Source organism: Corynebacterium sp. CQ3829_602738 (genome assembly GCF_054478435.1).
Genome location: NZ_CM137003.1, coordinates 2,257,817 through 2,284,270, shown reverse-complemented (window position 1 = coordinate 2,284,270; position 26,454 = coordinate 2,257,817). Strand labels below are relative to the sequence as shown.

The following is a 26,454-nucleotide window of genomic DNA, read 5'->3' as shown; positions in this document are numbered from 1 at the left end:
GATCGACAAGCCCCGCACTTTTGTTAAGTTAGGCAATCCTATATAGTCCGTGCGGTGAGTTTCCGGCCCTTCCTTGCAACAGTCGTTCGCAGCGAGCGCATCGCACCGAATTTTCAACGTGTGACGTTCACTGGTGTCGACGCAATGGGCCCCGCTGTGCCCATCATGGATCTGCGGATCAAGCTCATCATCCCGTCGGCGGCAGGGCTTGTTGATTTGCCGGCCGAGGGGTGGTGGGACCTCTGGCGCGCCATGCCGGAACACACGCGCGGGCATCTCCGCACCTACTCCATTCGCGCCCTCCGGCGCAACGACGGTGACCCGGACGAACTCGATGTGGATTTCGTGCTGCACGGCCACAACGCTGGGCCGGCCTCCGCGTGGGCAGAAAGCGCGCTGCCCGGGCAGGCGCTGTGGATCATCGGGCCGACCCGCGATGACGCGACCGGCGTCGGCATCGAATTCGCTCCCGGCGCTGCCGCGGCTGCTCGACTGTACGGCGATGAAACGGCTCTTCCGGCGATTTCCCGAGTGCTGGAGGACTGGCCCGAAGACCTCGCCGGTTCCGCTGACATTGAGGTGCCGGCGGGCAACAGCCTTCAAATCGATGCGCCTGCCCACGTTGATGTCCGCTGGCACTTCCGCACCGAGCCCGAAGTCGGGCATGGGGACAAGCTCTACGCGCAGCTTAAACAGGACATTGAGCCGTTGTGGGGCCCAGCAGCTCCCACCACCGATGAGCCCGATAACGACGGTGGCCTCCAGCGAGACAATGTCTGGGAAACCCCGACGTATTCGGGAAGCGGGGAACCCATCAACAGTGGGGCGGGCGCGTCCGGACACACCTACTACTGGATCGCCGGCAAGAACACTTCGGTGAAAGCGATGCGCCGCCTGTTGGTTAAGGAGGCGGGGTTGCCGCGCGAGCACATCTCGTTCATGGGGTATTGGCGGTGACAGGCCATGAGTGCGACTAGACACGCGGGATTCGCCATTGCGCTCGGGATTTCGGCTGTCGCCGCGGTGTTGCTCTCGCTCGCCGTCGGCGCGCGGCAGATGGGCGTGTCAGAAAGCATCAGCGCTGTGCGTGACGGGCTTGCCCTCGCGTTCCACACCGAATCTGGGCAGGTCAGCGAGGAGGCGCAAGTGGTTGCCCAACTGCGGGTTCCACGCACGCTGCTCGGCCTGCTCGCTGGCTCGGCGCTTGGCACAGCGGGAGCTCTGCTCCAGGGGCACACGCGCAACCCGCTGGCCGACACAAACCTGCTGGGCATCGCCCCGGGGGCGGCGCTTGCGGTGGCTGCGGCAACCGCCGTGTTCGGCTCACTACCGGTGCTGGTCGCGGTGGGGGTCGGTTTCCTCGGCGCGACAATGGCGGTAGCGCTCGTCTTCGCACTGAGCGCGCGAAGCCGCGGATCCACCCCGATCACGGTGGTACTCGGCGGGTCCGCGCTCGGGGCGGTGTGTTCCGCGCTGACCAGCGGCATCGTGCTCACCAGCACGCAAAGTCTCAATGACATGCGGTTTTGGACGGCGGGCTCCGTCGCAGGCCGGGACATGCACATCGTCGCCGCCGTCGCCCCGGTCGTACTGGTCGGCCTAGTCGCCGCGTTCGCCACGGCGAACCGGGTGAACATGCTGAACCTGGGTGATGACGTCGCGCACTCCCTCGGCGTCAACGTCGCGGCTGCACGCGCGGTGGGGATCCTGCTGGTCGCCCTGCTTGCCGGTGCAGCTGTGGCGGGGGCGGGCCCGATCGGGTTTGTCGGCTTGGTCGTGCCGCATATCGTCCGCTCCCTGACCGGGCCGGATTACCGGCTGGTGCTGCCGTGCTCGGCGCTTGCCGGTGCGACGCTGCTGCTCTTCGCGGATGTCGCCGGCCGAGTCATCGCCCGCCCCGGTGAGCTGCAAGTTGGCATCACCCTTGCTTTCGTCGGCGCCCCGTTCGCCCTGTACCTGCTGCGGAAGGGGGCGAAGCTGTGACCCGCACGTTCGCAGTCAATGTCGTGCTCGCGGCGTGTGGGCTCGCCGTCGCGCTCGGAGGCATCATGGTGGGTGAATTCGGGCTTGGGCTTCACGACGTCCTCGCCGCCCTGACCGGACAGTCCACCGGCATGGCCCGCACCGTGGTCGTCGAGTGGCGCCTGCCGCGTGTTGCCACGGCGCTGGCGGTGGGGGCCGCGCTCGGATTCGCGGGCGCGATCTTTCAGACGATCACTCGTAACCCGTTGGCCAGCCCAGACATCCTGGGCGTTGTTTCAGGTGCGTCGGCGTTCGCACTTACAGCGCTGCTCGCGGGTGGCGGTACCGGGGCGCTGCTCAGCGCGCTCGGGGTGCCGCTGAGCGCGTTTGTCGGCGGGCTAGCGGTCTCCTTGGCGATGTGGTGGCTTAGCCGCGCCGGCGGCCTGGGATCGTTTCAGCTCATTTTCGCCGGCATCATCCTCAACGCCCTGGCGGTGGCGTACAACTCGTTCCTCCTCGTCCGCGCCGACTACCGCGATGTGGGCAAAGCCCAGGCGTGGGTGACAGGCTCGGTCGGATCATCGGGTTGGGGCGACGCCGCCGCTGTGTTGGTGGCGCTTGCGCTGGTTGTACCGCTGCTGCGCTGGGCGTCATTCCAGCTCGAAGCCCTCTCTCTCGGGGACGACACCGCTGCGGGGCTGGGCGTCGATCCGCGCCGCACCCAGCTTGTGCTCATGGTGCTTGCCGTGGCGTTGACATCGACGGCGGTGGCGGCTTCCGGTCCGATTGCTTTTGTGGCGTTTGTGGCGCCGCACGTGGGCCGTCGATTAGCAAATGCCCCCACGCCCCCACTTGGCACCGCCATGATTGCCGGCGCGCTGATCGTCGCCGGTGCGGACCTCGCGGTGCGCACTGTTGTGCCGGGAGATTTGCCGGTAGGCGTGGCCACGTCAGCGTTCGGCGGGGCGGCTTTGCTCTACGCGCTGATGCGCGCGACCAGAAAGGTGACCTTGTAATGCTTCACGTGCGTGATCTCACCGTCAGCTACGGTGCGGCAAAGATTATCGACGGGCTCGCCCTCGACGTCCCACGCGGCGGCGTCACAACCATCGTCGGGCCGAACGGCTGCGGTAAATCAACGTTGTTGCGCGCGGTTGCTGGCCTGATCCCGCGTGAGCGCGGCGAGGTGGTCCTGAACGGCCGAAACACCGCGGAGATGAAACGCCGCGAGATCGCCCGCACGCTCGCGGTGCTGCCGCAAACCCCCGTAGCGCCGGACGGGCTGACAGTGCGTGACCTGGTCGGACGCGGGCGCCACCCGCACCAGACGTGGCTGCGCCAGACCTCGGAGAAAGACAGCGCGATGGTGGACGAGGTGATGGAGCTGACCCAGGTGGCCGAGTTTGCGGAGCGCCCGCTCGAGCGGCTCTCGGGCGGGCAGCGGCAGCGCGCGTGGATCGCGATGGTGCTCGCCCAAGACACCCCGCTCGTGCTTTTGGACGAGCCGACCACGTATCTGGACCTTTCCCACTCCGTCGAGCTACTTGCACTTATTCGCCGTCTTGCCGATGACATGGGGCGCACCGTGGTCATGGTGCTGCACGATTTGAACCTCGCGGCGCGTTTTTCCGACCAGTTGGTCGTGATGAAAGGCGGCGAGGTGCAAGCGGCGGGCACGCCCGCCGAGGTTGTGTCGGAGCAGTTGCTTGCCGACGTATTCTCTCTGCCCGCCGTGGTCGCCGAGGACCCGGTGGCAGGAGGGCCGCTGATCGTGCCCCGCTAGCGCGCTCTAGAGCTCCTGGTCAATCTGTGTGATCGCGTACGGGATGGTCAGCGGGTTGGGCATGCTCATCGCGTTGGCGGTGTCGGTGTCCAGCCAGTGCACGCCCCCGCGCGTGTTCACGTCGAGGTTCGCAAACGAGGCATCGTTTTTCAGCGCGTCGATCGCGTCGTAGTAGTCCAGGATGAACACGTAGTCCACGTCATTGAGGTCGGAGTAGTTCTCGGGGGACCAATCGATGAAGAAGCTGGATCCGTCACCGTTAAACTTGTCCGGAATGGTAAACCCGAGCTTTTCAATGAAGGAGCCGCGGCCGTCGCCTGCCGTGTACACGCCGAGCTTGCCGTCGTAAGGCATCCCGATGACCGCGGTCTTGCCCTGCAGCTCCGGATGCGCCTGCCGGAAGTCCGCGAAAGCCTGCTCGGATTCTGCGATGAGCTTGTCGCCCTCCGCTTCCTGGCCTAAAGCCGCCGCGATCTCCTTGATCTGCTCGTCCCACGGCACCTGCCAGTCTTCATGTTGGTCGGAATGGAAGGTCGCCGGCGCAATCTGCTGCAACAGGGCCTGCTTGTCGCTGTCGAAACCGCTGTTGACCGCGATGATCTTGGTCGGATCGAGAGCTGCGACCTGCTCAGCGGTGTCGGTGCTGAACTCGGTGGTGGTGTTGCGGATCGGGTTCGGCTCGGCGGTGAGCTTGTCTTTCGCCCACGGTCCGAGGCCGGACGGATCGCCGGAGCCCTCTGCCTCCCAGGTGGCGTAGCCGACTGGTTGCTCCCCCAGCGCGAGGACGGTGTCCACGTCGCCAAGCCCCAGCGTGACAATACGGTCGTTCGACCCCGCCGCGTCGGAGTGCTGGTCGGAGTCTGCGGACTCGCTGGAGCAGCCGGTGAGCAGCAGCGCAGCCGCAGCGAAGGTAGCTGTCAGCCGCTGGAGCGACAGTGGGGAAGTGCGTTTCAAGGTTCGCCCTTTCGGTCTGGAACGAAAGCACCCTGAGTTAGGTGTGCCTAAGCTAACGCGATTAGCTTAGGGTACGCCGCCGCCACCGGGCAACACCTAGGTGTCGCGGGCTTTAGCGGTGCTGACCGTCGCCGAACTCGCGGCGGAAGTTGCCGTCCCAGTCGTAGTCTGCGCCCGGGTCCTGGGTGCCGAAGTTTTCCCGCTCGAGCGCCTCTGGCTGCCGGGCGCCGCTGCCCTGGATCCCCATCACCAGAAACACCGCCCCGGTCACCGCGCCTGCGACGCCGATGAACACGGCGGTGGAGCCGGTGAGGAATGCGAACGAGAGCACGGCCACCACGATGCAGGCTGCGCCGATGGCGTAGTTGCGCGCTGGCGAACCGGAGCTGTTGCGTGGTCCACCTGCGGGGTCGTGGGGGAGACCGTCGTCGTTGTATCCCTTGAACTGCATGATTCGCAGCCTACGGGAGAAGCGCCGCTATTGGCTGTTGAGTTTTCCGGACAGGCGGTCCAGGCGGTCCTTGCTTGGCCCGTCGAGGCCGACGATGGTGACGGTCTTGCCTCGTTCCTCGAACTTGCGGGTGACGGAGTCCAACGTGGCCACGGTGGAGGCGTCCCACACCTCGGCCGCGCTCAAATCGAGCACGATGTTCTCTGCCGGGTCGGTGTAGTCGAACGCGTAGACCAGGTCGTTGCTGGAGGCCCAGAACAGCTGGCCGTGGATGCGGTAGGTGCGGGTGTCCACCTGCCCGTCGTTGGTGGTGTCCTCGGCGGAAACCTGCTCGACGGAGGCGAGGTGTGCGACGCGGCGGGCGAAGGTGATCATCGCGGTGATCACGCCGAGCACCACCCCGACTGCGAGGTTGCTGGTGGCAAGCGTTGCTACGACGGTCACCAACATCACCACGGTCTCCGACAGCGGCATGAATTTCAGAGTGCGCGGGTGTACCGAGTGCCAGTCGATGGTGCCCACGGACACCATGATCATGATGGCCACGAGTGCCGCCATCGGGATCTGGCCCACCACGTCGCCGAGTAGCAGGATGAATGCGAGGAGGAATACGCCGGCCAGCAGCGTCGACAGGCGGGTGCGCGCCCCAGATTCGCGGACGTTGATCATGGTCTGTCCGATCATGGCGCAGCCGCCCATGCCGCCGAAGATGCCGGAGGCGATGTTCGCCACGCCTTGTCCCCAGGATTCGCGGGTTTTGTCGGAGTGGGTGTCGGTGATGTCGTCGACAAGCTTGGCCGTCATCAACGACTCCAGCAGGCCCACGATTGCCATGGCAAGGGAATACGGCGCGATAATCTGAAGCGTCTCCAGCGTCAGCGGCACGTCCGGGACGAACAGGCGCGGCAGGGAATCCGGCAGCTGACCCATATCCGACACGGTGGGTACGCGGAATCCGGCAAACCCCACGACAGCACTGATGACGACGATGGTGATCAACGGGGCGGGGATAGCGCCCGTAAGCTTCGGCCACCCGATCATGATCGCGATGCCAGCTGCGACGAGGACGTAGACGACCTTTGGTACGTCGATAAGATGCTCCAGCTGCGCGGTGAAGATCAAAATACCCAGCGCGTTGACGAAGCCGGTCATCACCGACCGCGGGATGAAGCGCTGCAGCTTGGCCACCCCGAGCGCCGCGAGCACGATCTGCAGCACGCCCGCCAGCAAGACGGTTGCGATGAAGTAATCCACCCCGTACTCGCGGGCCACCGGGGCGATGACCAGGGCGACCGCACCCGTGGCGGCCGAGATCATCGCGGGGCGCCCGCCGGTAAAGGCGATGGTGATGGCCATGATCACCGAGGCGAACAGCCCGAGCGCCGGATCAACGCCGGCGAGGATTGAAAACGCGATGGCCTCGGGGATGAGCGCCAACCCGACGGTGAGGCCCGCCAGCACCTCCTTACGCAGGCGAGTAGGCGACGAAAATGCGTAGCGGAAGGACTCTACAACCCCCGTCGGAGCGGGCAGTTCGTGAGAAATCTCGGTGTGAGCGAAAGCCATAGACTTTACCGTTCTGAATGCGCGGGAAACTGCACCCTCGGGCAGGTGAGGGCGTGAAAACGTAGCTACCGTATCGGTCCTGCGCATCAAGCGCCAATGCAACCGCCGCGCGAAAACAGACCTCATTACGAGGCGGGGAGGTCGCCGCGGATCGTCGCCACGCTGTTCGCCACCATGTAGATACCGACGATGGCGGCGATCCAGAGAAGCGTCACTTTTGCCTCGTACTCGAGGCGGGGGATGAGGCGCTCGAGCCGCGGGAAGAACTTCTGGCCGAAGAGCAGTGCCACGGTGGCGAGGATGACTGTCGGCAAGATCATGACGAGGCAGTAGACACCCACGGCCCCGGCCTTGGCCACGGAGGGGATTCCCCAGCTGCCGATGATGCCCATCGCTGCGATGTACGGCAGCATTGTCGCCGCCTCGGTGAGAGATGCGCCGAGGCCCAGGGCGACCATGCTCGGCACACTGCTTGTGGCTCCGGCTGCGCGTTTCGGCAACTGCCCGGGTTCGGGCTTCTTGGGGTTGGGGGCGAAGATGCCGAAGAGCGCGAGGGCCGCTCCCAGTATCAACGTGATCCATGGAAAGGCATCGGTCTGCGTGATCCGTTCGGCGGCCGAGCCCAGGCCAGCGAACCCGAGAAGCATCCCGAGCCCGAGGAGGAAGTAGACCGCCGCGACAGTGGTCAAATACGCGGTCAGTGCGGGAACGCGGACGGCGCGCCAGTGGACGATAAGCGCAAGGGGGATGACAAGGGTGCCCAAGCTCAGGCTGTCGAGCAGCGCCAAGCCAACGACTGCGATGACTGAACCCATGGGACGCTCCGATTCTCTCGTACGAACGTATTACGCCTTACGAACGTACGAGAATCTAGACTGGTGCGCAACCATGAATGACTTTTCCCTGGACCATCAGTTCTCAGAATCGGCCGCGACCATCGCCGACGCGACCATCCGCATCATCGCGTCGCGCGGCCTCGATGCCGTGAGCGTGCGGGAGGTGGCGAAGAAATCCGGGTTCGCCGCTGGCTCGGTGCAGTACCACGCTCCGAACAGGGACACCCTGCTGGCTCACGCGTTCATCCGCTCCATCCAGCGCCAGAGCGAGCGGGTAGCGGCGGTGCCTGAAAGGGAAAATGAGCTCGAAACCTGGGTGGCGAGGCTCGCCGAGCTTCTCCCGATCGGAGGGGTGCGTTCCGAAGATGCCGCGATCTGGGTCACGTACGGCTCCGCCTCTGCAACCCGGGACTGGATTGCGAAGCTCTATACCGAGGTGCTTGAAGATTTTCAGAGCAGCGTTGTCGCTGCGCTCGGCGGCGAGGAGGAGGACGCAAAGCCAAAGGCACGCCTCGTGACCGCGCTGATCAACGGCCTCACGCTGGACAACCTGCGGGTTCCCGAATCTGAGGCCGACCGAATCGTGGCCGACCTCCGCGAGGGCCTGCGCCTCCTCTTCTCCAGCTAGCCCGCACCGAACCGCGAGCCACACCAAGGAATCACCTTTGGAGCGATTACGCTTGGCTCCAACTGCCCACAACAGAAAGTGAGAGCTGTGGAGACGAGCAAGACCCTCGCCGTGGACACGCTGCAGCGCGTCCTCATGCCGAAGAAGGGCGAGCCGCACGACGTGCGCATGCTGTACCTGATCGAGCAGGAGCACAACAAGCAGCGTCTGCGCTGGTCCGACCGCACGAGCTTCGAGGTCCCCGCGGGCAACGAGGTCAGCTTCGAGACGTACTTCAACGCGTTCCCGGCGAGCTATTGGCGCCGCTGGTCGCAGCTGGACACCGTGGTCCTGGCTATGGAAGTCGAAGGCCGCGCGACCATCTCCGTCTACCGGTCCAAGCACGACGGCACGCGCGTGAGCGTCACCAACGTCGAGGCAACCGGCCGCATCGAGGTCCCGCTGAAACTCAGCAACTTCGAGGACGGCGGCTGGCTGTGGTTCGACGTCACCGCCGAGGACGACACGCGCATCGAAAACGCCGCCTGGTGCTCCCCGCAGGAGCCCAAGGAGCAGGTGCTTGACGACGGCACCGTGGTCCCGCCCCAGCCCAAGCAGGTGGCCGTGGGCATCCCCACGTTCAACCGCCCCCGCGACGCGGTCAACGCGCTGCACGCGCTGGCGGAGGACCCGTACGTGGAAGCCTGCATCAGCAACGTGCTCATGCCGGACCAGGGCAACCAGCACCCGGCGGACGAGCCGGACTTCGCCGAAGCCGAGAAGAACTTGAACGGCAAGCTGGAGATTTTCCAGCAGGGCAACCTGGGCGGCTCCGGCGGCTACTCCCGCATCATGTACGAGGCGCTGAACCACACCGATGCGCCGTTCATCCTGTACATGGACGACGATATCGCCATCGAGCCGGACTCCATCGTCCGCGCCGTGCAGGCCGCGCGCTACGCAGCACAGCCGATCCTGGTAGGCGGGCAGATGCTCAACCTGCAGGACCGGAGCCAGCTGCGCACCACGGGTGAAACGGTGGACCCGGAGATCTTCATGTTCTCCGCCGCCAAGCACGCCGTCTACGACCACGACTTTGCCAAGTACCCGCTCGGCTACGTGGGCACGGACGAAGAGGACCTGGATCCGAAGAAGACCACCTCGCGCCCGCTGCACCGCCGCATCGACGTGGACTACAACGGCTGGTGGATGAACCTCTTCCCGCGCGTTGTGGCGGAGAAGATGGGGCTGCCGCTGCCGCTGTTTATCAAGTGGGACGACAACGAATACGCGCTGCGCGCCAAAGAAGCGGGCTTCCCGACGGTCACCTGGCCCGGCGTGGCCATCTGGCACATGGCGTGGGCGGACAAGGACGACGCGATTGACTGGCAGGCGTACTTCCACATGCGCAACCGCCTCATCGTGGCCAGCATCTACGGCCCCGACAACCCGGAGGCGATGCTGAAGAACATGCAGAAATCCACCGCGAAGCACTACTTCTGCATGGAGTACTCCACCATCGCCATCCAAAACGAGGCGATGCGCGACTTCCTCGCCGGCCCGGACCAGCTCTTCGACATCCTCGAATCCTCGCTGCCGCGGATTCAGGGCATCCGCAAGGAGTACTCCGACGCGCAGGTGCTGCCGTCCGCGACCGACCTGCCCGCGCCCACCGGCGCGCCGGGCGTGCCCACCAACAAGGTCGGCGGGCGCCTGGCCAAGATCAAGAAGATCCCGTGGGCCGTCAAGGCGCTGATGCACCTGCGCAAGGACGAAGACCGCGCGCACTGGGACGCGCCGCAGCTCAACCTCACCGCCGAGGAGGCGCGCTGGTACACCCTCGCCCGCGTGGACTCGGCGACCGTGTCCACCGCCGGCGGCACCGGCGTGGCGTTCCGCAAGCGCGACAAGAAGCTTGCCGACGACCTCGTGGCAGAGCAGAAGGAACTCCGCGAGCAGATCAAGGAACGCTGGCCGGAGCTCAAGCGCACCTACCGCGACGCGCGCGGCGAGCTAACCAGCCACGAGAACTGGGGGAAGATCTTCGATGCGCAATAAAGAGGTAGACCTGCTCGTCGCCATCCAGGACCAGCTGTACACCCCGCAAACCGCGAAGGCCGCCCGGGGCTTGAGCTACTTCGGCGAGCACGACCTCGGTTGGCTGGCGGTGGCGGGGGTTGGCGGAGCCGTCGATAAGCAAAATCGCTCCAAGTGGCTGGCGCTCGGAGTGGGCACCTTCGCCGCGCACGCCGCGACCGTGGTGCTCAAGCGCATCGTGCGACGCCCGCGGCCGAACGACCCGCGCGTGAAAATCGGCGTGAAAACGCCCTCGCAGCTGAGCTTTCCGTCCTCGCACGCCGCGAACACCGGCGCCGCCGCCGCGCACCTGGCGGACATCACCGGCAAAAAGTGGCCGTGGCTGCTCGTGCCGGTGATGATGCTGTCGCGTAACGTGCTCGGCGTGCATTACCCAACCGACACCCTCGCGGGTGCCGCCCTTGGCGCGGCGACGGCGAAGGTGGCAATCGAGGCTGAGAAGAGGATCTAGTGGCAAACACCCGTGAACCTGTGGACGAGCCCCTGATCAAGTCGGAGCCGCACACCTCCGGCGTTGACCAGGTGATGAAGAAGGCGCCGCCGAAGAACCTCCCGGACGCGATGATCAAGGGCCTGCGGCCCAAGCAGTGGGTGAAAAACGTTCTCGTGCTGGCCGCGCCCCTGGCCGCCGGCGCGGATGCCTTCAACTCTCGCACCGCCGTGGACATCCTGCTGGCGTTCGTGGTGTTCTGCTTCGGCGCGTCCTCGATTTACCTGATCAACGACGCGCGCGACGTCGAATCCGACCGCCGCCACCCGACCAAGCGGTTCCGCCCGATCGCCTCCGGCATGCTGCCGATCAACCTGGCGTACGTCATGGCGGCGGTGCTCATCGCGCTGGCGCTTGGGCTTTCGCTTCTGGCTACCGACGGCACGTCGCTGGCCTGGGTCATCGGCATCTACATCGCGCTGCAGCTGGGCTACTGCTTCGGCTGGAAGCACATCCCGGTGATCGACATTGCCCTGGTGTCCTCCGGTTTCATGCTGCGCACCATGGCAGGCGGCGTAGCAGCGGGCATCGACCTGTCCCAGTGGTTCCTGCTGGTGGCGGCGTTCGGGTCGCTGTTCATGGCGTCCGGCAAGCGCTACGCCGAGCTGTTGCTGGTCAAGGAAACCGGCGCGGAAATCCGCCGCTCGCTGCAGGGCTACACCGAGACCTACCTGCGGTTCGTGTGGACGCTGTCCGCCACCGCGGTGGTCATGTCGTACGCGCTGTGGGGCTTCCAGCTGTCCAACTCCGTCGAGGGCACCGCCGCCATCTGGTACCAGGTGTCCATGGTGCCGTTCGTCATCGCGATCCTGCGCTACGCCTCCGTGGTCGACGGCGGCCAGGGCGGCGCGCCGGACGAGATCGCCCTGGAGGACCGCGTCCTGCAGCTGCTCGCCTTGGCGTGGCTGTTCTGCATCGCCATGGCAGTCTACGTTGTGCCGAACTTAGGCTGGTAGGCCTTGACCCACTAACATCGTCGCAATGACAAAGAACGCCCGCCTCTCCGCGCTCGCCGCAGCCGTAGTCGCGGGCATCTTCGCGTTCTGGGGCGGATGGACCCGCCGCTGGATGTCCGACGACGGGCTGATCGTCCTGCGCACCGTGCGCAACCTGCTGGCCGGCAACGGGCCCGTGTTCAACGCCGGCGAGCGCGTCGAAGCCAACACCTCCACGCTGTGGCAGTACCTGATCACCGCGTTTGGCTGGCTCACCGGTGCGCGACTTGAGGACGTGGCCATGTGGCTCGCGCTGATCTTCACCGTGGCAGCGGCCGCGCTGGCCACCTTCGCCTCGGGCCGGTTCTGGGGCAAGGTGGGCCCCGTTGTGCCCCTGGGCATCGTGATCTACCTGGCGCTGCCGCCGGCGCGCGACTTCGCCACCTCCGGGCTGGAGTGGGGCCTGTCGCTTTTGTGGATCGCCGGGTGGTGGGCCGCGCTGGTCGCGTGGGCCGAACCTGTGCGCCGCCGCGCGCCGGAGGCCGGGTACTTCCTCGCCTTCTGGTGCGGCATGTCCTGGCTGGTGCGCCCCGAGCTCGCGCTCTACGGCGGCGTAACCGGCATCCTGCTCATCTGGTTCTCCCCACGCAAAACCCCCGGCATCCTCGCCGCGGCGCTGCCCGTGCCGGCCGCCTACCAGCTCTTCCGCATGGGCTACTACGGCCTGCTCACCCCGCACACCGCCGTGGCCAAGTCCGCCTCCGGCGCCGAGTGGGCGCGCGGGTTCGAGTACTTCGCCGACTTTGTGGGCTACTACTGGCTCTGGCTGCCCGTGCTGGCCACCGCGGCGTTGGTGGGGTGGATGATGCGGGGGACCGGAGGACGTCGATTAGCAATTGTTTTGCTTGTCACCGGCTGCGCGCTCGCCCACATCCTCTACGTGCTGCGTGTCGGCGGCGACTTCATGCACGGGCGCATGTGGCTGCTGCCGCTGTTCGCGCTGCTGCTGCCCGCGATGGCCGTGCCGATTACGCGCGTCAGCATTGCTTTGGCGACCGCCGTGGCCGTGTGGGCGGGCGTGACCATCGTGCGCGCCCACCCCATCGACTGGGAGGCGTACCAGACCGGCGAAAAGGAACTCGGCATCGTGGACGAGCGCGAGTTCTGGACGCTCGCCGTCGGCCGCGAGCTGACCGATCCGCCGCGCTACGCCGAAGACTTCCTCGGCTCCAAGCTCATGCAGAACTGGGAAGACGCGCTGGACAAAGGCATCGCCGCAGACGCCGCGCAGCTCAACCTCGCCTACGTCTCCGCCGACCCAGAGATGTACAGCTGGTACTACCGCGACCGCGAAGACGCGGAGTCGGACTTAAGCAACCTGCCGCTGACGGCGTACCTGATCAACCTGGGCATGACCAGTATGAACGCGCCGCTCGACGTGCGCATCCTGGACACCGTCGGCCTGGCCACCCCCATCGCCGCGCGCATGCCGCGTGACCCGGAAGGCCGCGTCGGCCACGACAAATTCCTCGACCCCGCCTGGCAAGCCGCCGACACCGACACCTACCTGGACGGGCTCCCGCCGTTTATCAGCTCCATGCGCGCGAAACAGGCGCGCGCGGCGCTGCGCAGCCCCGAAATCGCCGAACTGCTGGCCACCTCGCGCGAACCCATGAGCTGGGAGCGGTTCTGGAAAAACGTGCGCTATTCGCTTACCGACGGCCGCACGCTGCAGCTTTCCAGCGACCCCGGCCTCTACATCGACGCCGACACCCGCCGCGCGATCCGGCACGGGGCGAACCCAGGGATGGAGGGCGCACAGATCGCCTGGCCGGTGCAAGCGCACACCGGGGAATAGCGGGTCACGTTTCGAATTGGTAACGTGAACGTGTCTTTTGCCTGAAAACACGTTTTGAGGGGATCTATGAACTCCAAAAATTCTGTGCGCCGCAAGCTCACTGCGCTGCTCATGGCCCTGGTCACGGGCCTGGCAGCGGTGATCGGCGCTCCGCAGGCGTCGGCGGCGCACCGTGACTGGCTGCGACCCGACTCCACCGGCCACTGCGAGTGGGACCGCGTCGGGTTCTGGGTGCAGCGCTGCACGGTGTGGTCCCCCGCGATGAACCGCCACATCCCCGTCCAGATCCAGCCCGCGCAGCGCGCCGGCAACGCTGGCCTGTACATGCTCGACGGCCTGCGCGCCACCGAGATCACCAACGCCTGGGTCAACGACGTCAACGCGGCCCAGATGTTCAAGGACAACAACATCACCTTGGTGATGCCCGTCGGCGGCCAGTCCTCCTTCTACACCGACTGGAACGCCCCGGCGACCTACGACTTCAACCACCCGGTGACCTACAAGTGGGACACCTTCCTGACCAAGGAGCTGCCGCCCTACCTGCAGCAGCACTTCGGTGTTTCGCCGACGAACAACTCCATCCTCGGCCTTTCCATGGGCGGCACCGCCGCGATCAACCTCGCCGCGCTGCACCCGAACCAGTTCCGCCAGGTGCTGTCCTACTCCGGATACCTGACCACCACGGTGCCGGGCGGCCAGACGGCACTGCGAGCCGCGCTTCTCGACGGCGGCCTGTACAACGTCAACGCCATGTGGGGCTCCTCGCTGAACCCCCGCCGTTTTGAAAACGACCCGTTCTTGAACATGGGCAACCTCCGCGGCCGCGACGTCTATGTCTCCGCCGGTTCCGGCGTGCCGGGCCCGGCCGACCAGAAGTACCTGCCGCAGCACCGCGCTGCCGGTATCGCGCTGGAAAACGTCGCGAACGCCACCACCCGCGCGTGGTCCGCGAAGGCCACTGTGACCGGCGTGAAGCACACCGCCGTGTTCACCCCGACTGGCCTGCACAACTGGGACCAGTTCGGCTCGCAGCTCGAGGCCACCAAGCCGCGCATTCTGAACGTGATGAACGCCTGGTAGGGCGCTATCTGGCCCGGACCGCCGCGCATATCCTGCCGAAACCGGCTACCTACAAACGGCTACCCGCTGATTTTCCAGCACATAGCCGGATGTAGGTAGCCGGTTTTCGTCGTCTGCGCGGATCGGGGCCGGGCCCGGGCTGGGGGCAGGCGCGGCGGCGAGGGGCGGGGCTCGTCGTAACGCATCGCGTGTCGCACACGACTAAACCTTCAAGTGAAACTTAAGCTTTTGGTCGATACTCTTGTGACACCAGTAGCCAGACGAGGTAGGAGACTCATGCGAGACAACCGAACCACCCCAACGCGGATCGCCGCCGCACTGCTGCCCGCCGCTCTTGCGCTTTCGCTGGCACCCGCAGTTGCCACCGCGCAGCCGGCACTGCCGAGTGACCTGTCCTCGCAGCTGTCCTCCAACCGCGGCATCTCCGACGGCCTGCGCCCGCACGACCCGCCGAAGCGCACCCCGATCGAGGTGGAGACCAGCCCGCAAATCCCGGGCCTGCCGGACGGCGTGAAGGTGGACCGCATCGAGTGGATCACCAACCGTCGTGTGGCGGTGTTTATCAACTCCCCGTCGATGCCGGACCACCCGATCCAGGTGCAGATCCTGCTGGCGCGCGACTGGCACTCCAACCCGACCGCGAAGTTCCCCGAGGTGTGGGCACTTGACGGTCTGCGCGCGCGTGACGACGAAAACGGCTGGACCATCGAGACGAACATCGAGCAGTTCTACGCCGACAAGAACGTCAACGTGATCCTGCCGGTCGGCGGCGAGTCCTCCTTCTACTCCGACTGGCAGCGCGAGAACAACGGTAAGCACTACAAGTGGGAGACGTTCCTGACCAAGGAGCTCATCCCGGTGCTGAACAACGAGTTCCGCTCCAACGGCTCCCGCGCCGTGGTGGGCCTGTCCATGGGCGGCACCGCCGCCGTCAACCTGGCTGAGCGCAACCCGAACCTGTTCAAGTTCGTCGGCTCCTTCTCCGGCTACCTCGACACCACCACCACCGGCATGCCCACCGCGATCAAGGCGGCGCAGTTGGACGCCGGCGGCTACAACGCCGAGGCGATGTGGGGCCCGCTGGGCTCGCAGGACTGGATCGACCACGACCCGAAGCTGGGCATCGAGAACCTGAAGGACATGACGGTCTACGTCTCCGCAGGCTCGGGCCGCGACGACTTCGGCAACCCGGAGTCCGTGGCCAAGGGCCAGGCGAACCCGGCCGGCATCGGCCTGGAGGTGCTGTCCCGCCTGTCCACCCAGACGTTCGTGGACTACGCCTCTCGCACCCCGGTCAAGCCGATCGTGCGCTTCCGCCCGTCAGGCGTGCACTCTTGGGAGTACTGGCAGTTCGAGATGGCGCAGGCCTGGCCGTACATGGCCAACGCGCTGGAGGTGCCGGAGGCGGACCGCGGCTCCAAGTGCACCCCGGTCGGCGCGATCGCGGAGGCCACCAAGTCCGGCACGATCGGGTCTTGCGTCAACGACGAATACGACGCGGGCAAGGACACCAAGGGCAAGGCTCAGGACTTCCGCGGCGGCACCGCCTTCTGGTCCCCGGACACCGGCGCGCACGCGCTGTTCGGCGCGATCCTGGCCAAGTACAATGCGCTCGGCGGCCCGGCGGGTTGGCTGGGCTTCCCGGTCACGGGTGAGACGCCGGCGCCGGACGGCGTGGGCCGCTTCGTGCACTTTGAGCACGGCTCCGTCTACTGGACCCCGCAGACCGGCGCGTACGCCATCCCGGGCGACATGTTCGCCGCGTGGGGTGAAAACGGCTACGAGGGCGGCGACCTGAAGTACCCGGTGGCCGAGGCGAACCAGGTGGGCGAGGGTTACGTGCAGAAGTTCCAGGGCGGCTTCCTCACCCGCAACCCGGACGGCAAACACTTCATCGTCCACGGCGCGATCGCGGAGAAGTACGGCGAGATCGGCACCGCGACCTCTGAGCTGGGGTACCCGACCGGCAACGAGATTGCGGTCAAGGGCGGCTTCTTCCAGCCGTTCGAGCACGGCAACATCTACTGGTCCGCGGCCACGGGCGCGCACACCATCCTCACCGGCGACATCTTCGACGAGTGGGGCAAGCGCGGCTACGAGCAGGGCGAGCTGGGCTGGCCGGTCAAAGACATGGAGAAGATCCAGGCCGGCGGCCTGACCATCGACTTCCAGCACGGCACGATTGAGCAGGTCAACGGCAACGTCAACGTGAGGAAGAAGTAGTGCGCAAGGTTGCATTCTGCTTTGCGACGGCCGCTGCCGCCGTCGCCCTGGCCGCCTGCGGAGGCGCCACCGTGGACTCCGACGACGTTACAGAGACCCCGACGGTGGCCAGCGAGACCACTGAAGCGGAAACTGAATCCGAGACGGAAACTGCGTCATCGTCGGTCGCACCGTCGTCGTCGGCAGTTGTGCCGTCGCAAGGCAAACGCGCCGACGACCAGCCGGCCCGCGAGGTGACCGACGTGCCCGAGCAGGCCAGCGCATTCTCCCCGCAGGAAGAGGCCTACCTGGCCACCCTAAGGGAAAGCGGAGTCAACGTCGACGGGATTGAAGACCAGCTCACAGCCACCGGGGCTACCGTATGCGCGGACGACCTGATCACCCGCGACGCGGTGGCAGGCCAGCTTGTGGAGCAGCGCCGCACCGACATGGATGCGGCGGGCGTGGCGGAGCTGATCAGCGACACCGCACGCGCCAACCTCTGCTCCTAGCAGTACAGAAGGGAGCGTGGGCTCATGCGCGCATCGCGCAACGTTTTTGTCGTCGCCGCAGTGATTGTGGTGCTGTCCTTGATTGGGCTGGGGTTTTACCAGTGGCGCTCCGGCGAGACCGGGCTGCCGTCCGCGGACGGGCCACTGGCGACCTCCGAGGCGCCTGAGGAACCCTCGGAGTCGCAGGCGGTGGAGCCGGACTGGTGCCCTGCGGTCGAGTTCGTCTCCGTGCCCGGTACTTGGGAGTCCGCGGCGGACGACGACCCGTTCGCGCCTGCGGCCAACCCGGCGAGCTTCATGCTCTCGATCACCCAGCCGCTGCAGCAGATGTACGACATCAACCACGTGCGCGTGTTCACGGTGCCGTACACCGCGCAGTTTAGGAACATCCAGACGGCGCACGGGCGCGCCGAGATGACCTACGACGACTCGCGCGCCGAGGGCACCGCGAAGCTGTCCGGCGAGCTGCGGTTTGTGGCGGAGACGTGCCCGTCGACGAAGTTCATCATCGCCGGGTTCTCCCAGGGTGCGGTGATTGTGGGCGACGTGGCGTCGAAGATCGGCAACTCTGCGGGGCCTATCGACCCGGAGCGGCTGCTGGGCGCGGTGATGATCGCGGACGGCCGGCGTGAAAACGGCGTGGGCGTCAACCCGGGCGCCGAGGTCGGCGGCGTGGGCGCGGAAATTGTCATGCAGCCGCTGCAGGGGCTTGTGGACCGGGTCACCCCGGGCGCGACCATGACCGGCCCGCGTCCTGGCGGCTTCGGCCTGGTTGAGGACCGCGCGTTTGAGATCTGCGCGCCGGACGACACGGTCTGCGACGCGCCGAAGGGTGTGGGTAACGCCATCGACCGGGCTCACGCGCTCATTGCGGCGAACGGCAATCACGCCATGTACGCGACCAATCCGGCCGTCATCCCCGGGACCACCACGCCGGAATGGACTGTAGGTTGGGTCCAGAACGTGGTAGACAGTTTGTAGTCCAAAATCATTTTGTCCTGAAAAGGAGTTACGGGTATGGATCTTCAGCAGCTCATCGCGCAATTTTTCGACGATGACGGCCAAATCGCGCTCCCGGAGCACTTCACCCTCCCGAGCCTGAGCGAGACGATCTACCAGGCCCACCTGGCCACCGGCGGCGGCGACGCGGTGAACATCCGTGACTGGGACTTCACCTCCAACTCGGAAGGCGAGGCGCGCGAGTTCACCCGCACGCAGGTCAACACCCGCATCAAGGCCGTCGCTGCGCGTCTGGCACAGGTGGGCGAGCCGGGGGAACGCGTGGCGATTATGGCCCCGAACTCCGCCGAGTACCTCTTCGCCTTCATGGGCGCGCTGTACGCAGGCCTGGCTCCGGTGCCGCTGTACGACCCGAACGAGCCCGGCCATGAGGCCCACCTGCGCGCCGTGCTCGACGATGCCAACGCGCGGCTCGTGGTGACCAACTCCGCCGGCGCCCCTGCCGTGCGCGCCTACTTCGCCGACCGCCCGGCTGCCGAGCGCCCCCGCATTATCGCCGCGGACTCCCTGCCGGACACGCTCGCCGAGTCCTGGCAGCCCATCGCCCCGGTCGAGGGCGAGGACACCGCCGGCGCCATCTGCTTCTTGCAGTACACCTCCGGCTCCACCCGCAATCCGGCCGGCGTGATGATCACCAACGAAGCGCTGGTCACCGACGTACTCCAGATCAACGAGGCGCTGCGCTTCGAAGCCCCCATGCGCATCCCCACCTGGCTGCCGCAGCACCACGACATGGGCGCCATCGTCGCCGTGGTCAGCCTCGTGCTGGGCCAGGTGCTGGAGATCATGAGCCCGCGCGACTTCCTGCAGAACCCGAAGCGCTGGGTGGACATGCTTTCGCGGCGCGACGACGACCCGGCCGACGTGCACATTTACTCCTGCATCCCCAACTTCGCGCTGGATCTGGCCGCCCGCTACGCGGCGCCGGAGACCCCGGACCAGTACGACTTCTCCGGCGTGCACTGCATCCTCATCGGCTCCGAGTCCGTGACCAAGCCGGGCGTGGAGGCCTTCGTCGGCGCGTTCGGCGAGTCCGGCCTGGACCGCACGGTGCTGCGCCCCTCCTACGGCCTGGCGGAGGCCACACTGCTGGTGTCCACGGACCGCACCGAGGAGCGCCCGAAGTTCATTGAATTCGACCGCGAAGCACTCGCCGACGGCAAGGCCGTGCCCGCCGAAGGCGGCGTGCCCATGGCGTCCATCGGCCAGCCGGCGAAGTGGATGCACTTCGCCATCGTGGACACCGAGACCAAAAACGAGCTGCCCGAAGGCGAGATCGGCGAGATCTGGGTCAACGGCAACAACGTCGCCGCCGGCTACCTGGACCGCCCGGAGGAAACCGAGGCGACGTTCCGCAACACCATCGGCGCCACCCTCCAAGACGGTCTGCCGAAGGACAACTGGTGCGCCACCGGCGACTTGGGCACCGTGCTGGACAACCACCTCTACCTCACCGGGCGCGTGAAAGACCTCGTCGTCGTGGCGGGCCGCAACCACTACCCGCAGGACATCGAGGCCACCGCGATGGAGGCCTCCGACCACGTGCGCAAGGACTCCGTCGCCGCGTTCGCCGTGCCGGGCGACGACGTGGAGCGCCTTATCATCCTCGCCGAGCGCGCCGACGACGCAACCGAGGAAGGCGACGCCGCCGCCGAGGACGCCATCCGTTCCGCCATCACCACCAACCACGGCATCTCGCCGGAGGTCGTGGAGTTCCGCGCGCCGGGCGGGGTGGCCCGCTCCACCGCAGGCAAGATCGCCCGCCGCGTCAACGCGAAGCAGTTCACCGAGCGCGAACACGCTGCAGCGGAGTAACGAAAAGCCCGGATGGGCCGATACTCTGAACTGTTATGAACGAGCATCAACTGATCCAGTGGCTCACCAGTTGGGTCGAGGGCGCCACCGGCGTCGACTCGGTGGACCCGACCACGCCGCTCGAAACCTACGGCCTCGCATCCCGCGATGCGGTGATCCTCTCCGGCGAGCTGGAAAAGAAGCTCGGCCGCCGTGTTGATCCCACCGTCGCCTACCAGTACCCGACCATCGCGGCGCTGGCGCAGGCGCTCCTTGCGCAGAGGCAGGCAGCGCCGAAGGTTGAACGTCGAGAAGCAACGAGCTCCCACGACATCGCGATCGTGGGCTCCGCGGGGCGCTTCCCGGGCGCGAAAAACAACGACGAGTTCTGGCAGATGCTTATCGACGGCCGCTCCGCCACCGGCCCGCTTCCCCCGCTCCGCTGGGACGAGTACCTGGGCGATCCGGTGGTGCGCACCAAGATGGCGGAGGAGAACACCGACGGCGGCTACATGGACGGCATCGCGTCCTTCGACCACGAGTTCTTCGGCATCTCCCCGCTCGAGGCGCAGAACATGGACCCGCAGCAGCGCATCATGCTCGAGGTGGCGTGGGAGGCGCTCGAGGACGCCGGCTTGGCGCCCAGCGAGCTCCGCGGGGAGCCTGTGGGCGTGTTCGTGGGCTCGTCCAACAACGACTACGGCATGCTGATTGCCGCTGACCCGAATGAGGCGCACCCGTACGCGCTGACCGGCGCGTCCTCCGCCGTGATCCCGAACCGCATCTCGTACGCGTTCGACTTCCGCGGCCCGTCGATGAACGTGGACACCGCGTGCTCCTCCTCGCTCGTGTCGGTGCACCACGCGGTGCGCGCGCTTCGCGACGGCGAGGCCGACGTCGCCCTGGCCGGCGGCGTGAACATCCTGGCCAACCCGTTCGCGACGCTTGCGTTTTCGGAGCTCGGCGTGATCTCGCCGACCGGGCGCATCCACGCCTTTTCCGACGACGCTGACGGCATCGTCCGCGCCGATGCCGCAGGTTTTGTGGTGCTCAAGCGCGTCGAGGACGCCGTGCGCGATGGTGACAACATCTTGGCCGTGATCAAGGGGTCGGCGACCAACTCCGACGGCCACTCCAACGGGCTAACCGCCCCGAACCCGGAGGCGCAGGTGGACGTTTTGCGCCGCGCCTACGCCGACGCCGGCGTGGACCCGCACCAGGTGGACCTGGTCGAAGCTCACGGCACCGGCACCATCCTCGGCGATCCGATCGAGGCCACCGCGCTGGGCGAGGTGCTCGGCCGCGGACGCGAGGCTTACCAGCCGCTGCTGCTGGGCTCGGCGAAGTCCAACATCGGGCATTCCGAATCCGCCGCCGGCGTGGTGGCGCTGATCAAGGTGCTGCAGGCGCTCAAGCACGACACGATTCCGGAGTCCATCAACTTCGCCGCACCGAACCACTACGTGGACTTCGACGCCGAGCGCATCGAGGTCGTCCAGGACCCGCGCGAGTGGCCGCGCTACTCCGGCCGCCGCGTCGCCGGTATCTCCGGCTTCGGCTTCGGCGGCACCAACGCGCACGTGGTCGTGGCCGACTTCGACCCGGCCGACTACGACTTCGACGTGGTTGAGGATGAGCCCGCGTTCGAGGGCGTTTCCGTGGCGGCGCTGCCGGTGTCTGGGCTGTTGCCGTCGCGGCGCAAGGAAGCCGCCGGTGTGCTCGCGGACTTCCTCGAGGGCCGCGACGACGCCGACCTGATCCCGGTTGCGCGCTCGCTGGCCAAGCGCAACCACGGGCGCTCCGCTGCCGTCGTGCAGGCGACCGGCGTCGAGGAGGCCGTGCGCCGCCTGCGCCAGGTCGCCGACGGCAAGATCGGCCCCGGCATCGCCGCCGCCGACGCGCCCACCCCGATGGGCCCCGTCTTCGTCTACTCCGGCTTCGGCTCCCAGCACCGCAAGATGGCCAAGGAGCTCATTGCACGCTCCCCGCTGTTCGCGCGCCGCATGCGCGAGCTGGACGAGATGGTCAAGTTCCAGGCCGGCTGGTCCATGCTCGAGATTATCGAGAACGACGAGCTGACCTACGACACTGAAAACGGCCAGGTCACCATCACCGCCATCCAGATCGCCCAGACCGACCTGCTCGCCGCCGCCGGCATCACCCCGGCCGCCACGATGGGCATGTCCATGGGCGAGATCGCCGCGGCCTACGGCGCCGGCGGCCTTTCCGCCGAGGAGTGCATCCTCGTCGCCACCACGCGCGCCCGACTCATGGGCGAGGGCGAAGCCATGATCGCCGGCACCGAGCAAGAAGGTGCGATGGCGGTGGTGGAGCTCTCCCGCGAGGAGTTGGCGGAGTTCGTCGAGAAGCATGAGCAGGCTCGCGGCGTGGAACCCGCCGTGTACGCGGGGCCCGGCATGACCACCGTCGGCGGGCCGGGCAAGGCCGTCGACTACGTGGTGGCAGCGCTGGAGGCTGAGGAGAAGTTCGCGCGCAAACTCAACGTGCGCGGCGCCGGCCACACCAGCGCCCTCGACCCGATCATGGGCGACCTCGCCGGCGAAATCGCCGGTCTGGAGGCGCGGCCTCTGCGCGTACCGCTGTTTTCCTCCGTAGACCGCGGCGAGGTGTACCAGCCCGGCCAGACCGTCCATGACGACGAGTACTTCCTGCGCATGACCCGCCAGCCGGTGTACTTCCAGGACGCCACCGAAGCCGCGTTTGCCGCCGGCCACACCACGCTTGTGGAAATCACCCCGAACCCGGTGGCGCTGATGGGGATGATGAACACCGCGTTCGCCGCCGGCAAGCCTGACGCGCAGCTGCTGTACACCACCAAGCGCAAGGTGGACGAGCTGGAATCGGTGCTGGATTTGGCCGCGAAGCTGTACGTGAACGGCATGGACGTGGACTTCGGCGCGTTCTACGGCGCGGGTGAAGTGGGGCAGGCGCCGAAGACCGTGTTCAAGCAGGTGGACCACTGGACGCCGGCGCGGCCGTCGTCCTCGCGCGCGTCGCTTCTTGGCTCGCGCGTGCGCCTGCCGGGCGGCGAAGTGGCGTTTTCCACCGCCGCCGACCAGATCTTCAGCCCGCACCAGCTCATCGAGTCCGCTGCCGCCGAGGTCTCGCCCGACGCACGCGTGGTGGCCACCGAGGAACACGGCTACCTACCCGCGGACGGCGAGGTCACCACCATCGTCGCCTCCTCGCTCGGCGGGGTGTCCATCAAGGTCTTCGACGGCGCGACACTTCTCGCGGAGGGCTTCGCTTCCACCATCGACCGCGCGCCGGTGCAGGGCGTCATAGAACAACCGCTTGACGACGAACCTTCGGTGTCTGACGCCTCCGAGGAAGACACGGACGAAGAAGCCGTGCGCTGGGACCCGAACTCCGGCGAATCGGTGGAGGACCGTCTGCGCGACATCGTCTCCGAATCCATGGGCTACGACGCCGCGGACCTGCCCGACGAGCTGCCGTTGATCGACCTCGGCCTGGACTCCCTGATGGGCATGCGCATCAAAAACCGCGTGGAAAACGACTTCCAGATCCCGCCGCTGCAGGTGCAGACGCTTCGCGACGCCTCCGTCGCCGACGTGATCCGCATCGTCGAAGACGCCGTCGCCGGCAAGTCGGACGCGCCGCAGCCGATGGCGTACAACGACGAAGCGCGCGACCCGGCCGCGGCGGCCGAGAAAACTCAGGGTGTGGGCGTGGCCCCGCGTGACGCCTCCGAGCGCATGGTCTTCGGCGCTTGGGCCAAGTACGCGGGTGCGGCGGCGGCCGGTGTGACGTCGGAGTTGCCGTCGATTAGCAAGGAGCAGGCGGGCGAGATCGCCGCGCACCTGACCGAGCGCTCCGGCATCGAGGTCACCGCGGACGACGTGCTCGGCGCCGAGACGCTCGAGCCGCTGGCGAACCTCGTGCGCGAGGGGCTGGAAACACCTGTGGACGGCAACATCCGCGTCTTCCGCGACGGCGACGCCGAGGTTTCCCCGGTGTTCGTGTTCCACCCGGCCGGCGGGTCGTCGTCGGTGTACGCGCCGCTCGCGCGCCGCCTGGACGACAACGTGCCGGTCTACGGCGTCGAGCGCCTCGAGGGCTCCCTGGAGGAGCGCGCCGCCGAGTACGTCAAGGACATCGAGCGCATCGCCGACGGGCGCAAGGTCGTGCTCGCCGGCTGGTCCTTCGGCGGCGCGCTGGCCTACGAGGTCGCGCACCAGCTGGGCAACGACAAGATCGACTACATCGCGCTGTTGGACACCACCCAGCCGTCCGAACCGATCCCGGACACGCTCGAGGAGACGAAGGCCCGCTGGGGCCGCTACGCCGCGTTCGCCAAGGAAACCTACGGCCTCGAGTTCGACGTGCCCTACGAGCTGCTCGAAACCGCCGGCGAAGACGCGCTGCTGCAGATGCTCACCGAGTTCCTGGCCACCACCGACGCCTCCGAGCACGGCCTCGCCGCCGGTGTGCTGGAGCACCAGCGGGCGAGCTTCGTGGACAACCAGATCCTCAACCACCTGGACTTCACCCGCTGGGCGGATGTAAAGGTGCCGGTGCTGCTGTTCCGCTCGGAGCGCATGCACGACGGCGCGATCCAGCTCGAGCCGAACTACGCGCACATCGACGAGGACGGCGGCTGGGGCGCTATCGTGGATGACCTGACCATCGTCCACCTGCCCGGCGACCACCTCGCGGTGGTGGACGAGCCGGCGGTGGGGATCGTCGGAAAGCATATGAACGCATGGATTGAGGGGAAGCGATGAGTACCGCAGACAAACTCGCCGACCTGCGCGAGCGCCTGGACAAGGCGCAGGACCCGGGCTCCGAGCGCTCCCGGAAGCGCCGCGACGACGCCGGGCGCACCACCCCGCGCCAGCGCATTGACGCGCTGCTGGACGAAGGCTCCTTCGTCGAAATCGGCGCGCTCGCCCGCACCCCCGGCGACCCGGACGCCGTCTACTCCGACGGCGTGGTAACAGGCTACGGGCGCATCGACGGCCGCCCCGTCGCCGTGTACGCCCACGACAAGACCGTCTACGGCGGGTCCGTGGGCGTGACGTTCGGGCGCAAGGTCACCGAGGTCATGGAGTTCGCCATCAAGATCTCCTGCCCCGTGATCGGCATCCAGGACTCCGGCGGCGCCCGCATCCAGGACGCGGTGACGTCGCTGGCCATGTACTCCGAGATCGCGAAGCGCCAGCTGCCCCTGTCGGGCCGCGTGCCGCAGATCTCCATCATGCTGGGCAAATCCGCCGGCGGCGCCGTCTACGCGCCGGTGACCACGGACTTCGTCGTGGCCGTCGACGGCGAGTCCGAGATGTACGTCACCGGCCCGAACGTGATCCGCGAGGTCACCGGGGAGGACATCACCTCCGCCGAGCTCGGCGGGGCGCGCGTGCAGGAGGCCGCCGGCAACATCCAGGCGGTTGTGGCGACGGAGGAGGACGCATTCGACTACGTCAAGGACCTGCTCGCGCACCTGCCGACGTCCACGTTCGACGCCGCGCCCGTCGTCGCCGCGCAGCCCGACGAGGAGCTCGACGACACCGCGCTGGAAACCTTCATGCCCGACGATACCAACGCCGGCTACGACATGATGGACCTGCTCGTGCAACTCGGCGACGACGAGGACCTCGTCGAGGTCCAGTCCGGGTACGCCGAGAACCTCATCTGCGCATTCGGGCGTATCGACGGCCGCGCCGTCGGCTTCGTCGCCAACAACCCCATGTACGCCGCCGGCTGCATCGACGCGGACGCCGCCGACAAGGGCGCGCGCTTCATCCGCACCTGCGACGCCTACAACGTCCCCATCGTTTACGTCGTGGACACCCCCGGCTACCTGCCGGGCGTGGAGCAGGAGCGCGAGGGCCTGATCCACCGCGGCGCGAAGTTCGCGTTCGCGGGCGTGGAGGCCACCGTGCCGAAGGTCACCCTGGTCGTGCGCAAGGCCTACGGCGGCGCGTACGCGGTGATGGGGTCGAAGAACCTCAATGGCGACATCAACCTGGCGTGGCCCACCGCCCAGATCGCGGTGATGGGTTCGGCGGCGGCGGTGGTGATGCTGCAGGGCAAGCAGCTCGCCGCCATCGAGGACCCGGCGCAGCGCGAGGCCATGAAGAAGATGTTCATGGACTTCTACGACCAGGAAATGACCTCGCCGTACGTCGCTGCGGAGCGCGGCTACATTGACCAGATGATTGAGCCTTCGCAGACCCGCATCGCTTTACGGCGAGCCCTGCGGCAGCTAGCCTCCAAGCAGGAATTCGACCTGCCTAAGAAGCACACCATTAGTCCCCTCTAGTAA

Annotated in this window: 20 protein-coding genes; 16 read left to right on the top strand and 4 right to left on the bottom strand. The window is 66.9% G+C overall.

Translation table 11 applies throughout. The features are described 5' to 3' along the window. Positions 1-54 precede the first annotated feature (54 nt). Genes ACX1NL_RS10900 through ACX1NL_RS10885 form a run of 4 tightly spaced genes read left to right on the top strand, consistent with a single transcriptional unit; the run spans position 55 to position 3,745 of the window. Positions 55-957: a siderophore-interacting protein gene (locus ACX1NL_RS10900; RefSeq protein WP_269951900.1), complete on the top strand. Its 903-nt coding sequence runs from the start codon at positions 55-57 to the stop codon at positions 955-957. Positions 958-963: 6 nt separating this feature from the next. Then, positions 964-1,983, top strand: a complete 1,020-nt coding sequence (locus ACX1NL_RS10895; protein ID WP_311389092.1) for a FecCD family ABC transporter permease — start codon at positions 964-966, stop codon at positions 1,981-1,983. Continuing rightward, positions 1,980-2,978, top strand: coding sequence for a FecCD family ABC transporter permease (locus ACX1NL_RS10890; RefSeq protein WP_311389093.1), 999 nt, complete (start codon positions 1,980-1,982; stop codon positions 2,976-2,978). Before ACX1NL_RS10895 ends, ACX1NL_RS10890 begins: the two co-directional genes overlap by 4 nt. After that, positions 2,978-3,745: an ABC transporter ATP-binding protein gene (locus tag ACX1NL_RS10885; protein ID WP_448237279.1), complete on the top strand. Its 768-nt coding sequence runs from the start codon at positions 2,978-2,980 to the stop codon at positions 3,743-3,745. Before ACX1NL_RS10890 ends, ACX1NL_RS10885 begins: the two co-directional genes overlap by 1 nt. 6 nt (positions 3,746-3,751) lie before the next feature. Here the strand turns inward: ACX1NL_RS10885 and ACX1NL_RS10880 are convergent, their stop codons facing one another. The 4 genes from ACX1NL_RS10880 to ACX1NL_RS10865 form a co-directional block, all read right to left on the bottom strand. Then, positions 3,752-4,699: an ABC transporter substrate-binding protein gene (locus ACX1NL_RS10880; protein ID WP_458898165.1), complete on the bottom strand. Its 948-nt coding sequence runs from the start codon at positions 4,697-4,699 to the stop codon at positions 3,752-3,754. A gap of 112 nt (positions 4,700-4,811) precedes the next feature. After that, a complete protein-coding gene (locus ACX1NL_RS10875) occupies positions 4,812-5,150 on the bottom strand; it encodes a hypothetical protein (protein ID WP_458898164.1) in 339 nt (112 codons plus the stop codon). Between the two features lie 27 nt (positions 5,151-5,177). Beyond that, positions 5,178-6,716, bottom strand: a complete 1,539-nt coding sequence (locus ACX1NL_RS10870) for a SulP family inorganic anion transporter (protein ID WP_458898163.1) — start codon at positions 6,714-6,716, stop codon at positions 5,178-5,180. 125 nt (positions 6,717-6,841) lie between these two features. Then, positions 6,842-7,531 (bottom strand): GAP family protein, encoded by a 690-nt coding sequence (locus tag ACX1NL_RS10865; RefSeq protein WP_458898162.1) that lies wholly within the window; start codon positions 7,529-7,531, stop codon positions 6,842-6,844. A 73-nt stretch (positions 7,532-7,604) separates the two neighbouring features. Here ACX1NL_RS10865 and ACX1NL_RS10860 point away from each other — a divergent pair, with 73 nt between their 5' ends. From ACX1NL_RS10860 to ACX1NL_RS10805, 12 genes are all read left to right on the top strand, one after another. Further along, positions 7,605-8,180 carry a TetR/AcrR family transcriptional regulator gene (locus tag ACX1NL_RS10860; protein ID WP_311389099.1) on the top strand — a complete coding sequence of 192 codons (576 nt, stop codon included), beginning with the start codon at positions 7,605-7,607 and terminating at the stop codon, positions 8,178-8,180. An 87-nt stretch (positions 8,181-8,267) separates the two neighbouring features. Continuing rightward, positions 8,268-10,217 carry a glycosyltransferase gene (locus tag ACX1NL_RS10855; protein ID WP_458898161.1) on the top strand — a complete coding sequence of 650 codons (1,950 nt, stop codon included), beginning with the start codon at positions 8,268-8,270 and terminating at the stop codon, positions 10,215-10,217. Then, the gene (locus ACX1NL_RS10850) at positions 10,207-10,707 is read left to right on the top strand and encodes a phosphatase PAP2 family protein (RefSeq protein WP_458898160.1); all 501 of its coding nucleotides are present in this window, start codon (positions 10,207-10,209) and stop codon (positions 10,705-10,707) included. Before ACX1NL_RS10855 ends, ACX1NL_RS10850 begins: the two co-directional genes overlap by 11 nt. Beyond that, on the top strand, positions 10,707-11,702 hold the full coding sequence (locus tag ACX1NL_RS10845; protein ID WP_458898159.1) for a decaprenyl-phosphate phosphoribosyltransferase: 996 nt from the start codon (positions 10,707-10,709) through the stop codon (positions 11,700-11,702). Before ACX1NL_RS10850 ends, ACX1NL_RS10845 begins: the two co-directional genes overlap by 1 nt. A 25-nt stretch (positions 11,703-11,727) precedes the next feature. After that, positions 11,728-13,539, top strand: a complete 1,812-nt coding sequence (locus ACX1NL_RS10840; protein WP_458898158.1) for a hypothetical protein — start codon at positions 11,728-11,730, stop codon at positions 13,537-13,539. A gap of 66 nt (positions 13,540-13,605) precedes the next feature. Then, positions 13,606-14,619, top strand: a complete 1,014-nt coding sequence (locus tag ACX1NL_RS10835) for an alpha/beta hydrolase (RefSeq protein WP_239356091.1) — start codon at positions 13,606-13,608, stop codon at positions 14,617-14,619. A gap of 276 nt (positions 14,620-14,895) precedes the next feature. After that, the gene (locus ACX1NL_RS10830) at positions 14,896-16,842 is read left to right on the top strand and encodes an alpha/beta hydrolase-fold protein (RefSeq protein WP_311389103.1); all 1,947 of its coding nucleotides are present in this window, start codon (positions 14,896-14,898) and stop codon (positions 16,840-16,842) included. Continuing rightward, the gene (locus ACX1NL_RS10825) at positions 16,842-17,333 is read left to right on the top strand and encodes a hypothetical protein (protein WP_458898157.1); all 492 of its coding nucleotides are present in this window, start codon (positions 16,842-16,844) and stop codon (positions 17,331-17,333) included. Before ACX1NL_RS10830 ends, ACX1NL_RS10825 begins: the two co-directional genes overlap by 1 nt. A gap of 24 nt (positions 17,334-17,357) precedes the next feature. After that, positions 17,358-18,314, top strand: coding sequence for a cutinase family protein (locus tag ACX1NL_RS10820; protein ID WP_301614812.1), 957 nt, complete (start codon positions 17,358-17,360; stop codon positions 18,312-18,314). A gap of 36 nt (positions 18,315-18,350) precedes the next feature. Further along, a complete protein-coding gene (locus ACX1NL_RS10815) occupies positions 18,351-20,168 on the top strand; it encodes a FadD32-like long-chain-fatty-acid--AMP ligase (RefSeq protein WP_458898156.1) in 1,818 nt (605 codons plus the stop codon). A 35-nt stretch (positions 20,169-20,203) separates the two neighbouring features. Next, on the top strand, positions 20,204-24,913 hold the full coding sequence (gene pks13, locus ACX1NL_RS10810) for a polyketide synthase Pks13 (RefSeq protein ID WP_458898155.1): 4,710 nt from the start codon (positions 20,204-20,206) through the stop codon (positions 24,911-24,913). Then, positions 24,910-26,451 (top strand): acyl-CoA carboxylase subunit beta, encoded by a 1,542-nt coding sequence (locus tag ACX1NL_RS10805; RefSeq protein WP_458898154.1) that lies wholly within the window; start codon positions 24,910-24,912, stop codon positions 26,449-26,451. The genes pks13 and ACX1NL_RS10805 overlap by 4 nt, the downstream gene beginning before the upstream one ends. Positions 26,452-26,454 lie beyond the last annotated feature (3 nt).

Bases quoted from the DNA above. Each gene is read 5' to 3' on its own strand.
- ACX1NL_RS10895 (WP_311389092.1), top strand. From the start codon at position 964: ATGAGTGCGACTAGACACGCGGGATTCGCCATTGCGCTCGGGATTTCG.
- ACX1NL_RS10885 (WP_448237279.1), top strand. From the start codon at position 2,978: ATGCTTCACGTGCGTGATCTCACCGTCAGCTACGGTGCGGCAAAGATT.
- ACX1NL_RS10875 (WP_458898164.1), bottom strand. From the start codon at position 5,150: ATGCAGTTCAAGGGATACAACGACGACGGTCTCCCCCACGACCCCGCA.
- ACX1NL_RS10870 (WP_458898163.1), bottom strand. From the start codon at position 6,716: ATGGCTTTCGCTCACACCGAGATTTCTCACGAACTGCCCGCTCCGACG.
- ACX1NL_RS10865 (WP_458898162.1), bottom strand. From the start codon at position 7,531: ATGGGTTCAGTCATCGCAGTCGTTGGCTTGGCGCTGCTCGACAGCCTG.
- ACX1NL_RS10860 (WP_311389099.1), top strand. From the start codon at position 7,605: ATGAATGACTTTTCCCTGGACCATCAGTTCTCAGAATCGGCCGCGACC.
- ACX1NL_RS10850 (WP_458898160.1), top strand. From the start codon at position 10,207: ATGCGCAATAAAGAGGTAGACCTGCTCGTCGCCATCCAGGACCAGCTG.
- ACX1NL_RS10840 (WP_458898158.1), top strand. From the start codon at position 11,728: ATGACAAAGAACGCCCGCCTCTCCGCGCTCGCCGCAGCCGTAGTCGCG.
- ACX1NL_RS10835 (WP_239356091.1), top strand. From the start codon at position 13,606: ATGAACTCCAAAAATTCTGTGCGCCGCAAGCTCACTGCGCTGCTCATG.
- ACX1NL_RS10830 (WP_311389103.1), top strand. From the start codon at position 14,896: ATGCGAGACAACCGAACCACCCCAACGCGGATCGCCGCCGCACTGCTG.
- ACX1NL_RS10820 (WP_301614812.1), top strand. From the start codon at position 17,358: ATGCGCGCATCGCGCAACGTTTTTGTCGTCGCCGCAGTGATTGTGGTG.
- ACX1NL_RS10815 (WP_458898156.1), top strand. From the start codon at position 18,351: ATGGATCTTCAGCAGCTCATCGCGCAATTTTTCGACGATGACGGCCAA.
- pks13 (WP_458898155.1), top strand. From the start codon at position 20,204: ATGAACGAGCATCAACTGATCCAGTGGCTCACCAGTTGGGTCGAGGGC.
- ACX1NL_RS10805 (WP_458898154.1), top strand. From the start codon at position 24,910: ATGAGTACCGCAGACAAACTCGCCGACCTGCGCGAGCGCCTGGACAAG.